Origin of the sequence: Pedobacter cryoconitis (assembly GCF_014200605.1) — a bacterium.
Lineage (GTDB): Bacteria > Bacteroidota > Bacteroidia > Sphingobacteriales > Sphingobacteriaceae > Pedobacter > Pedobacter cryoconitis_B.
In genome coordinates this window covers 41,192-53,201 of the sequence record NZ_JACHCE010000002.1, presented here as the reverse complement: position 1 = coordinate 53,201, position 12,010 = coordinate 41,192, and the positions used below count along the sequence as shown (strand labels likewise).

Here is a 12,010-nt window from a genome sequence, read left to right as displayed (position 1 = left end):
CATCACGTTGCTGACGCTGCTGATCCTGCTGCTGGCGTTGTTGTTGCTGTTGCTGGGCATCACGTTGCTGACGCTGCTGATCCTGCTGCTGGCGTTGTTGTTGCTGTTGTTGAATGTCACCACGTTGCTGACGCGACTGCGCATCACGTACTTGCTGACTTCTTGCATCATTAATTGCTGCAGGATTTTGATCTGTAGTACTTCCTCTTCCAGAACGTGTCCTGTCGGCCTGACCTGCTGCTCTGTTCATATCACTTCCTGAACGTGAGTTATTGATATCACCTCTGCCAGGAGTAATTCCATTGTTTCTGCCTGAACGGTCAACATTCCCTGATCTCTGATTATTTCCATCAGCAGATCTTGCGCTACGGCCATCAGATCTTGGATTATAGATATTAATATTATTATTCGATATACTTGTCCTTCCAGGTCTGTCTGAACGGGAAATGTTGTAGACCCTTACATCTCTGTTTGTGGCTCTTCTTACATCATCGGCTCTGGGGCCAGTATAATACGTATTCCTGTCACCATGGCCATAAGTATTATTAATAATCGTTGTACGGTTGATGATCGTTATGTTCCTGCTTGAGTAACGGGGATAATTATTGCTGTAAATACTGCGTTGCGGAATAAAATTCCACCAGTTGCTTGGCGTATTATAGCCGCCACCGCCAATATTGATGTTAATATTTATACCCGGGCCTAAAGGCGCCCATCCGTAATATCCGCCACCGCTTCTCCAGCTAACCCATGCAGGTCCCCATACAGTATCGGGAATCCAAACCCATTGGTTAAATCTGTTATTTACCCAACGGCCATAGTGAAACGGAGCCCATCCCCAGTCATAGTCTGATACCCAGGTGTTTCCGTACTCGGTCATCGCCCAGCGGCCATCTGTATAATATGGCCTGAAATCATTCTGATCTACATCAGGACGCCAGACATTTCCGTATTGAGGATCCTGTATCCAGGTTCCATAAGGTGAAAGTTCATCGTAAAATGATTGCAGAGAAATGTCATCATAACCCTGCGCCACCGCTTTTTGTGTGATGCCAGTAAACAGGAGCATAAGCCCGAGTATGACAGCTGGCAATTTGATCATGTTTTTCATTTGTGTGTATTTATAATATAACCTAACTTATATCTATGAGTAAAAAAATGAACAATGGTTTAACGTTTTATGCAATAAGGTAAGATTCTGGGGTTGGCAATTTAAGAATTGCATAGAGGGACACGGTAATTATGGGCTTTAAACGGTTAAACTTAATATTTAGATTCTTATTTTCTCTTTCCAAATATTAATTCTTTTCCTTTGTAATCCAAACTAATGCAATCTGCAGGAGTAAATGCTAAAATTTAAATAAATTAATACTGTTAATAAGAGCCCTTATACCCACTAAACCGGTGTAGACGGAATTCATCTCAGTACTACATAAACTATACCAAAAAAATAATAAATTCAAATGAAGAAAGGTGTATTATTCCTGATTCCTGTTCCATTGGCAGAAAATGCCTCTGCGAAGTCATTCACTCCATATCTGATCGATACTATCAATGCTATTGACACTTATATCGTAGAAAATGAAAAAACCGCAAGGAAGTCTTTAAAAGAGGCAGGCTTAAAAATTCCACAGAGTGATTTAACTATTCACGATTATGGTAAACATAAACGTAATGACTCTATGGTCCCTTATTTTAAAGAATTGATGACGGGAAAAGATGTAGGTCTGATGAGTGAGGCAGGTTGTCCTGGTGTAGCTGATCCGGGTGCAGAAATTGTTTCTGAAGCGCATAAACGTGGAATTAAGGTTGTACCTCTAGTAGGTCCTAATTCACTTTTACTAGCATTGATGTCTTCAGGATTCAATGGTCAAAGCTTCACTTTCCACGGTTATCTGCCAATTGATAAAGTAGAAAGAGTAAAGAAAATTAAAGAGCTTGAACAGCTTGCTGAAAAAAATAAACAGACTCAGATGTTCATTGAAACCCCTTTCAGGAACAATCATTTATACGAGGATATTATCAAAAACACGGCGGCACAGACTTTACTTTGTGTGGCAAGTAATATCACAGGAGAAGATGAGTATATTAGAACACAGTCTGTTGGGCAATGGCGTCAGGAGAAAATAGATCTTCATAAAAAACCAACAATATTCCTTATTTACCGTTAAAAGCTGGTTTAAACCAGGCTAATTAGCGATACATATTTTTACTGTCCATAAATGCGATTACATTTTCAGGAACAAGAAACTGGATATTTTTATTGTCTTTTAGAGCTTGTCTGATAAAAGTAGATGAAATTTCCATCTGAGGTGTTTCTGTCAATGTAATCGAAGGATGGTTTATCCATTCAGTCACATCAGATCCGGGTCTTGGATAAACATAGATGTGATAGTTCTTCAAGAGAACTTCATAGTTTTTCCATTTTTTCAGGGAAGCCAGGTTATCTGCCCCCATAATCAGGACGAATTCTTTAGCAGGATGTTTTTCGTGCAGATAAGCGAGTGTATCGATTGTATAAGAAGGCTGGGGCATGTTAAATTCTATGTCGCTTACCTTGAGCTGCTCTGCCGGTTCAATAGCTAACCGGGCCATTTCAAGTCTGTCGTACATATTGCCAAGCCCCTTTTTATTTTTTAGCGGATTCTGCGGGGAGACCACCAGCCATACTTCATCCAGATCAGTGAAATTAGCCATATAACTGGCTATAATCAGATGACCTGTATGAATTGGGTTGAAAGAACCAAAAAATAAACCTGTTTTCGCCATTCTTTCTATAAGCTGTTTATTTATTTAGGAAATCAGAGACTAATTTTTCTGCTTCTGCACAGGCAGTATCCAAATCAAAGTTCTTAAGGATAACATCAAATTTATCAGCGTATTTAAGCTCTTTCTCTGCTTTAACAAATCTTTCCTGAAGTTTCGACTCACTGTCAGTACCACGACCGCTTAAACGCTCTTTTAAGACTTCTAAAGATGGAGGCTGCACAAAGATTGCCAATGCATCTTCTTCGTATTTGCGTTTTAAGCGTAAACCGCCTTCTACGTCAATATCAAAAATAACATGTTTACCCTCGTTCCAGATTCTTTCGATCTCTGAACGTAAAGTACCATAGAAAGTACCATTGTAAACCTCTTCAAATTCTACAAACTCCTGGTGTGCAACTTTGTGTAAGAATGATTCTTTTGAAATAAAATAGTAGTCATTTTCATGTTTCTCATCACCACGTAATTCTCTGGTTGTGGCTGAGATAGAAAAGCTTAGTGATGGAAACTTCTCCAGTAAATGTTTAACGATTGTTGTTTTTCCTGCTCCTGATGGTGCTGAAAATATAATAAGTTTGCCTTGTATCATTGGTGTGTAAATCTTGCTGACGTCTTAAATAACGTTTAACAACTGTTCTTTAATCTTTTCTAATTCCTCTTTCATGCCTACAACTAATTGCTGTATCTGTGCATCATTTGCTTTTGCACCCATGGTATTAATTTCGCGGCCTATTTCCTGAGAGATGAAACCAAGTTTTTTACCATTCGCATCTTTACTTTTCAGCGTTTCAGTAAAATAATCACAGTGACTTTTCAGACGGATTTTTTCTTCCGTGATATCAAGTTTATCTATATAATAGATTAATTCCTGCTCTAAACGGTTTTGATCAACGTTAACCTTTCCGGATACTTCTTCCAGCAACTGATTCAGTTTTGCTCTGATATGCGGAATTCTTAAAGGAGCTAAAACTTCAATTTGTGCAAAAAATCCAAGAATATTGGTAATTCTAAGCTCAAGATCCTGTTTCAGCACAGCACCTTCAGTTTCCCTGAACTGGTTGAAATTAGCTAAAGCAGTATTAAATGTTTGCTGTAAAATATCCCATTCACCTTCATTAACTACCTCTTCAGTGTAGCTGATGACATCAGGGAAATTTAATACAGCCTGAAGCAGGTTACCTGAGTTGGCACCTAAATCAATGTTGATTGCTTCTAACTGTTTATAATATTTGCTTAGTAAAGCTGCATTGATAGTTGCACCTTTCAGGTTTTCTTCACTACGCTCGATATTGATAGAAACATTCACTTTACCCCGCTCAATATCCTTGCTGCAGATATTACGCAGTAAAAGTTCTTTATCTGCATACGCTCTCGGAAGTTTTAGATTTAGTTCTAAAAACTTACTGTTCAGGGATTTTATCTCTACGGAAAACTTTGTATTTTCCTGATCTGTAGAGGCCAGGCCATAACCTGTCATTGATTTTATCATGTGCAAAGATATAATTTATTGTTAAAATGAGAACCTATTTTAAACAGGCTCAGGTCAGGATATGAAATTTTTCATCTCTTGAATAGCCTTTCTAAAGTCATTTGCCGATTTTTGGCATGGCAGATTGACAAACAATAGTTAAATTTACCGCATACACCGCAGAAAAATGATCCGTACAATCTTAAGAACTTTATTCGTTTTCACATTTTTATTTGCTTCAGTAACTGTTGTTTTTGCACAGCAGGATTTTCAGTTGAATGGAGTTGTAATGGCTAAAGGTACAACGAACCGTATTGCAATGGCACAGATTTCTAATTTGCGGACTAAATTTACAGTAAGCAGTAATGATCTTGGACTTTTCCAGGTGAAAGCTAATTTGGGGGATACGCTGGTTATTTATAAGCAGGACTATTCGGATAAGGAAATCATTGTTTTATCTAATAAAGATCTGATCGTTTATCTTGATAATGGGGCTGGAACAACCTTACAGGAGGTGAATATCAGAGGTAAATCAAAAAAAACTGAACTGGATGAACTAAAACAGGATTATAGAGATAAAGGATCTTTTTATGGTGGAAAGCCACCTCTGCTTTCTTATATTTTTGCACCTATAACTGCTTTATACGAGCTTTTTGGGCGTACGCCTAAGAATGCAAAGCGATTTGGGAATTATTATAACAGAGAATTACAGCAAACTCAGATTGATGGTTATTTTAATGAATCTTTAATCAAAAAGAATACGGATCTGAGTGGTAAAGAGCTGGAGGATTTTATGTTGAACTATCGCCCTGACTACCAGAAAGCTAAAAACTGGACAGAATATGACGCTGTAAAGTATATCAGAGATACTTATAAAAAGTATACAGACACTTTAAAAAAGAAATAATGATTTGTTTTTATAAGGATAATGCTTCACAGGCTTTCTCTGCGGCTTGCTTCTCTGCATTTTTCTTATTGTAGTCTCTTCCGATACCGTAACTTTCGCCATCAATAATAGCCTGGATAGTGAATAATTTGGCACTGTCGCCTTCACTGTTTTCCATCATTTCGAAGGTAATATCTTTGGCGTGACGCTGACACCATTCAATCAGTTTACTCTTGAAATTTGTTTCGGTCAGTTCAAGGGTATGAATATCGATATAAGGCTTGACAATACGTTTCAGCAACAACTCTTTAGTGAAATTATACCCTTTGTCCAGGTATACGGCACCAATTAATGCTTCAAAAGCGTCTCCAAGCATAGAATGGTGTTTGGTTTGCATATTCACCATTTTCTGATCGAAAACGATGAGCTGATCAAAGCCCATTTTTCTGGCAAGCTGATTCAAATTTACCCTGTTAACTATCTTAGAGCGCATTTCGGTCAGGAAACCTTCTTCTTTGTAAGGGTAGCTTTTAAAGAGTAATTCTGCGATAACAGCGCCGAGGATAGCATCGCCCAGGAATTCTAAACGTTCGTTACTGCTCCGACTCCCATTTTTCAATACTTTAGCCACAGACCTGTGCCTGAATGCCATTTTATACAAAACGGTATTTCCAGGCACAAAGCCTAACATATTTTTCAGCTTTTTTATAAACTCTTTATCGGGTGATAAATGGAGCTTATATAGGTCAAATAGGGGCATTAAATTTATTAAGGTCGATATTCCGTGACGTTTTTACTCTTTGTATTTTTTGAAAATTACTGATGCATTATGACCACCGAAACCAAAAGTATTGCTTAATGCAGCACGCACTAATCGTTTTTGGGGCTCATGAAAAGTAAAATTCAATTTAGGATCAAAAGCAGGATCATCGGTGAAGTGATTAATTGTTGGAGGTACGATGTCGTTTTGTACAGCAAGAATCGCAGCAATAGCCTCAACTGCACCAGCAGCACCTAAAAGGTGACCAGTCATTGATTTAGTAGAGCTGATATTCAATTTGTAGGCATCTTCGCCAAATAGATTAACAATTGCACTGGTTTCACTGATATCTCCCAATGAGGTTGAAGTTCCATGAACATTGATATAATCAATGTCTCCGGTATCCATCCCTGCATCTCTTAATGCATTGGTCATTACCATTTTAGCGCCTAACCCTTGCGGATGCGGAGCTGTAATATGATTCGCATCTGCGCTCATTCCACCGCCAACTAATTCAGCGTAAATTTTAGCGCCGCGTGCTTTTGCATGTTCTAGCTCTTCCAGAATAATTGTTCCGGCACCTTCACCAGCTACAAATCCATCCCTGTCTTTATCAAACGGTCTGGAAGCAGTTGAAGGATCGTCATTCCTTGTTGAAAGAGCGTGCATTGCATTAAAACCACCAATACCAGCTTCGTTAATAATCGCTTCAGAACCTCCGCTGATAATCACATCTGCCATATTAAGACGAATGTAATTGAAAGCATCGATCATTGCATTAGTTGAAGAGGCACAGGCAGATACGGTAGCAAAGTTAGGGCCACGTAAGCCATATTTTATTGAGATATGACCTGGCACGATGTCAATAATCATCTTTGGAATAAAGAAAGGATTAATACGGGGAGTTCCATCACCCGCAAAATAATTTCTCATTTCTTCCAGAAATGTTTTTATCCCACCAATACCAGTACCCCAGATAACGCCAACACGATTGGTGTCCATTTGCGAGAAATCAAATCCTGCATCTTTCACCGCTTCGTCTGTTGATGCTATAGCGTATTGCACAAAAGGATCTAATTTACGAGCTTCTTTTTTTTCTAAAAAGTCTTCAGGGTTGAAGTTTTTCAGCTCGCAGGCAAATTTTGTTTTGAATTTTTCTGTATCAAAACTTGTAATCGGCGCAGCGCCACTCACCCCTTTTAACAAATTATCCCAGAATTCTGGGATAGTATTGCCAATTGGAGTGAGTGCACCTAAACCTGTAACTACTACTCTTTTTAATTCCATTTATACGGATTATACGGAGGCCGTATGTTCTACTTTACGTTTTTCTCTAGATAAGCAATTGCTTGACCAACTGTACCGATAGTCTCAGCTTGATCATCAGGAATCGCTACATTGAATTCTTTTTCGAATTCCATGATAAGTTCTACAGTATCCAAAGAATCCGCACCTAGGTCATTAGTGAAAGAAGCTTCTGGGGTAACCTCGCTCTCATCCACACCTAATTTTTCAACGATAATAGCCTTAACTCTTGAAGCAATATCAGACATAATGTTATAATTTAATGGGTTAAATAATTCAGTGCAAAGAAAAATAAATTCTGACACATTTCAAATGTTTTTATTTCTCTGTCAATTTTAATGTTTTTATTTCAAATGATAAAGCAAAATTAGTTTTATAATTTCGTATCCTAAAATATATCTTACTTACCTGCTTTGAACAAAACATATTTAAAACTTTCATTAGATCTTGATTTTGTCTTAATCGCAATCACAGCCTCCTTAAAGGATTATGTGCTCTGCCATAAGATCAATACCAGGCTTAATTTAAATTTCGAAAAAGCGGAAGATCACGAGGTCTTTTTTAATGTGGACGAGCCTCCGGTTGCCTTTTCGAAGTATTTTTTTTACGTGGAGCAGGGGGATAATGATTTTTTTATCCTCGGTAACCGCAGTAGTGAGGGGTTTTTGATTCCTGAAATGAATAAAGTGGATTATTTTATGATTATTCAGGGATACATAGATAAAGAAGATCTTGATTATATTATTTCCGGCCTTAACAAACTGCCTGATATTCAGGTAGCTGCGCAGATTGATCCACTCAAGTTAAAATCCAATGAGAATTTGGTAATATAAATTTTATATGTAAGGTGTATTAAATACACTATATTTGAATCTAACATTATTTAGTTAAATAACAGAATCAACCAGGCTAACAGTGGTTTTTAATAGCTAAAACCTTCTTTTGTTAGTCGTAACAAATAAAATAACTCAAATGAAACCCTTTCATTCCAGAACAAAAATTGTAGCCACGCTAGGTCCGGCCTCAGCAAAACCAGACGTTTTATTAAGCATGTTTAATGCAGGACTTGACGTTTGCAGACTTAACTTTTCACACGGTTCACAGGCTGATCACCAGGAAGTCCTGGATACGATTCGTGCAATCAACAAAAAACACAACTATAATGTTGGTATTTTGGCTGATTTACAAGGCCCTAAAATCAGGATCGGAATTGTTAAAGATGGTGGTATACACTTAGTTAATGGAACGCGTACAATCATCACTACTAAAGAATGCATCGGTAATGAAGAACGTATTTATATTACTTATACTAGCTTCCCTAAAGATGTTAAACCAGGAGAAATCATCCTTTTAGATGATGGAAAACTGCAAATGAGAGTGATTGAAACAAACTACGAAGATGAGGTTGTTTGTGAAGTTGTTCATGGTGGTATCTTAACTTCAAGAAAAGGTGTAAACTTACCAAATACTAAAGTTTCTATTCCTTCTTTAACTGTTGAAGATCGTAAAAACCTTGAGTTCGTATTAGAAAATGACGTAGACTGGATCGGTCTTTCCTTTGTTCGTAATGCTGCAGACATCATTGAATTAAAAGATATTATCAAACAAAGAGGTAAAGGCGCAAGAGTAATTGCTAAAATTGAAAAGCCTGAAGCTATTGATAACATTGATGAAATCATTGCTGTTTCGGACGGTATCATGGTTGCCCGTGGTGACCTTGGTGTTGAAATGCCAATGGAAGAAGTTCCTTTGTTGCAAAAAATGATCGTTGAGAAATGTATTGCTGCTTCTAAACCTGTAATTATTGCTACCCAGATGCTGGAAAGTATGATTACTACACCAAGACCAACACGTGCTGAGGTGAATGACGTAGCTAATTCAGTATTGGATGGTGCAGATGCAGTAATGTTGAGCGGAGAAACTTCAGTAGGAGAGTTTCCTCTGATCGTTATTGAAACGATGCAAAAAATCATTCAGAATATTGAAGCAAACAGCTACCCTTTCCACATCGATAAGGCTTTAAAAGCAGATTCTCCAACTTTCTTAAGTGATGCAATTTGTGATTCTGCTTGTATTTTAGCGAACAGAACGAATGCTGTAGGTATCGTTTCTATGACTGTAAGTGGTTATACTGCTTTCGAAATCTCAGCACACAGACCAAAAGCATTAACTTATATTTTCACAAATAACAAACAGTTATTAAATACTTTAAGCTTAGTCTGGGGTGTTCAGGCGTTCTTTTACGATAAGTTTGAAAGTACTGATGAGACTATTTTAGATGTAAACAGTCTGTTGGTAAAAATGAAACTGATCAAAAAAGGAGATACTTTAATCAATACTGCTGCAATTCCAATGGAAAGTAAAGGCAAAACAAACATGGTAAAAGTTACTGTGATTGATTAATTTGTAAAAAATCAGGCAGGCTCCAATTTAACAATCAAAAAAAATACTACTTTTGCATCCCCGAACAGGAGAGGTGTCCGAGTGGTTGAAGGAGCACGCCTGGAAAGTGTGTATACCTCAAAAGGGTATCGAGGGTTCGAATCCCTCTCTCTCCGCAACAAACACCATTAAAATGGTTAAAAGCCTGTAGATATTTAATCTACAGGCTTTTTTTAGCAATATTCAGATAAATACCCACAACTTCTATAATTTTCACCACGGTATAAAATGGTCCAAAAGAACTTAGCCTGTCCTATTTTGTCCGGGTATCGATGTCCTTAATAATTTAAGCCATCAGCGAATTTCTGATTTTGCCTACCAGCTGATGGGTCAGGGCTAATGCACGGTAATCCGTCTCTTCTTTCCATGATGAGAATTTGGCTATCACAATATTATTGGCCCGGTCAATAAATAGATTCTGTCCGAAAACACCCATTGCAAATAACATTTTTGGCTCTTTATTATCAACATACCACCCATTGCGATAACTCATCTGATTGCTTATCGGCAACCACATTTTACCCCATTGGCCATCCCTCCAGGCCTCATGATCACCATTGTTCATGATATCCTCAATTACCGAAATTGGAATAATCTGTTTTGAGTTTAATGTGCCGCCATTTGCAATGAGCTGACCTATTCTAGCAAAATCCATAATCGTTGTGCAAAAACCACCTGTAGATCTCGGGAATCTATCTATGTCGACGGTCAGGTAAGCGTCGCTCTGAGCACCAATTGGCTTCCATAAAAACTCACTCAATATCGAATTCATTTTTTTTCCTGTCGCCCTTTCGATCACCAGCCCCAAAAGATCATAATTTGCAGATACATACCTAAAAGGGTCATCTTTTATTTTTTCAGCGTCTTTTAAGCTTGAAAAAAAATCTAATAGATTTAACTGATTACACCCACTTGGTATCGGCACCCAATTTGTGGCCAGGTCATAAGTCTCCTGCTGAGTTTTATTGAATATAACTCCCGTACGCATGTCAAGCAGCTCCTGCAATGTTACCTGCTCATAAACAGTCCCTATAATCTGTGGGATATAGACTGAAGCGAAGGCGTTCAGGTCAATATAACCTTTGCTTTCAAGCATGCCGGCAATTAATCCGACAACCGATTTGGTAGCTGACATCAGGATATGCGGTGTTTGCCGCTCATTTTCATTTGCATAGTACTCATAGGCGACTTCGCCCTTATGCAGTATCACGATAGAATCGGTTTCCATATCAGAAAGGTGGGGCCGCAAAATACTCTCTATGTCAGGATTTGGCGTATTTTTTAGTTCACTGGTAAACGTGGCATCGTTTTCCACGACTTCTGTTGTGATAAATTCATTTACCTTGTGAAAGGCCGATCGGTTGAATGGCCATGCTCTCCAGTTACTGATATCAGCCTGGTTTATTTTATTTTCAGACAATTGGTTCTTTGACATATTTTCTTAATTATCCATCAAAATTAGACCTAACGAACCTTTTAGTTTTTGCCAAATGACAAAAACTAAAAGGTATTTTTTCTTATCCTGCTTAACGAAAACTGTCTGATACCCAGATATGAGGCCAGCGCTGACAAAGGAATCTGATTAGCCAGACCGGGATATATTTTCAAAAAATCAAAGTATCTTGTTTTTTCGTCCTGTCTGAGCATGTTGTCGCTTATTTTAAATTTATTATCCAATATAGTCAATGATATTTGAATAATAAGCGGGTTCAATAACGGAATTGCGTCTGCAAGTTCATTTATGGCCTTTTCTGAAAAAAACAATAATTCGGAATGCGCAACAGAGGTGAAACTGACTTCAGATGGTTTTTTACTGTTAAAACACCATCATTGACAAATCCGATCTCCCTGGCTATCTTGCCGGCTTCCAAAAAAAATCTCCTTTTTTAAGTATTTTACCTGTACCCTACTTTTGATCAGTTCGATATCCTCTTTGGTTAGCCTATTGTATTTGAGCAAACTATTTATAAGTTCATCCATATATTTTGTTAAAGCTTGTAATTTACAAAGACCCAATTATTCCCTGAACTTTATTTGCAATAATCCATTTTATACCTGGGGATTTCGCTAAATTGGGGAAGAATAATCTTTAGCTAAATCCTGTGGCAATACCCATCTTTTCTGAGTAAATCAAAGCCTGTCATTTCATCCGTTTGACGTTTAATAGTCTTCAACTTATGGGATGATTAAATTACGAGGAATCATTAATCTGTATTGATTACGGCTTTAAATCCGATTTAAAAAGATAATCGCGGCCTACAGGAAGGGTATAAAATCTACCAAAACTCCATAATGTAAATGGAAGGTCTGTTCGTTAATACATCTATATGTGCTTTTTTAGCAACATAATGTCTATAAATCTGATCTGTAATTCGTATTTGTC

12 protein-coding genes and 1 tRNA gene are annotated in these 12,010 nt (G+C 37.7%); 5 read left to right on the top strand and 8 right to left on the bottom strand.

The window, feature by feature from the left end:
• Nucleotides 1–1,111, bottom strand: a 1,111-nt coding sequence (locus HDE68_RS06245) for a DUF6600 domain-containing protein (RefSeq protein WP_260171659.1), incomplete at its 3' end; no start/stop codon positions are given.
• Between the two features lie 352 nt (nucleotides 1,112–1,463).
• Between HDE68_RS06245 and HDE68_RS06240 the strand changes: the two genes are divergently transcribed.
• Nucleotides 1,464–2,171 carry an SAM-dependent methyltransferase gene (locus HDE68_RS06240; RefSeq protein ID WP_183880077.1) on the top strand — a complete coding sequence of 236 codons (708 nt, stop codon included), beginning with the start codon at nucleotides 1,464–1,466 and terminating at the stop codon, nucleotides 2,169–2,171.
• 22 nt (nucleotides 2,172–2,193) lie between these two features.
• Here the strand turns inward: HDE68_RS06240 and nadD are convergent, their stop codons facing one another.
• From nadD to HDE68_RS06225, 3 genes are read right to left on the bottom strand one after another with little or no spacing between them, the layout of a single operon-like run.
• On the bottom strand, nucleotides 2,194–2,769 hold the full coding sequence (gene nadD, locus HDE68_RS06235) for a nicotinate (nicotinamide) nucleotide adenylyltransferase (protein WP_183880075.1): 576 nt from the start codon (nucleotides 2,767–2,769) through the stop codon (nucleotides 2,194–2,196).
• A 16-nt stretch (nucleotides 2,770–2,785) separates the two neighbouring features.
• Nucleotides 2,786–3,355 (bottom strand): guanylate kinase, encoded by a 570-nt coding sequence (gene gmk, locus HDE68_RS06230; RefSeq protein ID WP_183880073.1) that lies wholly within the window; start codon nucleotides 3,353–3,355, stop codon nucleotides 2,786–2,788.
• A 24-nt stretch (nucleotides 3,356–3,379) separates the two neighbouring features.
• Entirely contained in the window at nucleotides 3,380–4,243 is an 864-nt protein-coding gene (locus tag HDE68_RS06225; protein ID WP_183881704.1) for a YicC/YloC family endoribonuclease, read from the bottom strand.
• 178 nt (nucleotides 4,244–4,421) lie between these two features.
• On the opposite strand from HDE68_RS06225, the gene HDE68_RS06220 reads away from it, so the two are divergent.
• Entirely contained in the window at nucleotides 4,422–5,141 is a 720-nt protein-coding gene (locus HDE68_RS06220; RefSeq protein ID WP_183880071.1) for a hypothetical protein, read from the top strand.
• 10 nt (nucleotides 5,142–5,151) lie between these two features.
• Here HDE68_RS06220 and rnc read toward each other — a convergent pair whose 3' ends face one another.
• Genes rnc through HDE68_RS06205 form a run of 3 tightly spaced genes read right to left on the bottom strand, consistent with a single transcriptional unit; the run spans nucleotide 5,152 to nucleotide 7,433 of the window.
• Nucleotides 5,152–5,880 (bottom strand): ribonuclease III, encoded by a 729-nt coding sequence (rnc, locus tag HDE68_RS06215; RefSeq protein WP_183880069.1) that lies wholly within the window; start codon nucleotides 5,878–5,880, stop codon nucleotides 5,152–5,154.
• 33 nt (nucleotides 5,881–5,913) lie between these two features.
• Entirely contained in the window at nucleotides 5,914–7,167 is a 1,254-nt protein-coding gene (gene fabF, locus HDE68_RS06210; protein ID WP_183880067.1) for a beta-ketoacyl-ACP synthase II, read from the bottom strand.
• A 29-nt stretch (nucleotides 7,168–7,196) separates the two neighbouring features.
• Nucleotides 7,197–7,433 (bottom strand): acyl carrier protein, encoded by a 237-nt coding sequence (locus HDE68_RS06205; RefSeq protein WP_008508386.1) that lies wholly within the window; start codon nucleotides 7,431–7,433, stop codon nucleotides 7,197–7,199.
• 165 nt (nucleotides 7,434–7,598) lie between these two features.
• On the opposite strand from HDE68_RS06205, the gene HDE68_RS06200 reads away from it, so the two are divergent.
• The 3 genes from HDE68_RS06200 to HDE68_RS06190 all read left to right on the top strand — a co-directional run bounded on the left by HDE68_RS06200 (nucleotide 7,599) and on the right by HDE68_RS06190 (nucleotide 9,743).
• Entirely contained in the window at nucleotides 7,599–8,018 is a 420-nt protein-coding gene (locus tag HDE68_RS06200) for an IPExxxVDY family protein (RefSeq protein WP_183880065.1), read from the top strand.
• Between the two features lie 139 nt (nucleotides 8,019–8,157).
• Nucleotides 8,158–9,588: a pyruvate kinase gene (gene pyk, locus HDE68_RS06195; protein ID WP_183880063.1), complete on the top strand. Its 1,431-nt coding sequence runs from the start codon at nucleotides 8,158–8,160 to the stop codon at nucleotides 9,586–9,588.
• A 67-nt stretch (nucleotides 9,589–9,655) separates the two neighbouring features.
• Nucleotides 9,656–9,743 (top strand) — tRNA-Ser (locus HDE68_RS06190).
• Nucleotides 9,744–9,913: 170 nt separating this feature from the next.
• Here the strand turns inward: HDE68_RS06190 and HDE68_RS06185 are convergent.
• Nucleotides 9,914–11,062 (bottom strand): serine hydrolase domain-containing protein, encoded by a 1,149-nt coding sequence (locus HDE68_RS06185; RefSeq protein WP_183880061.1) that lies wholly within the window; start codon nucleotides 11,060–11,062, stop codon nucleotides 9,914–9,916.
• Nucleotides 11,063–12,010: the final 948 nt, after the last annotated feature.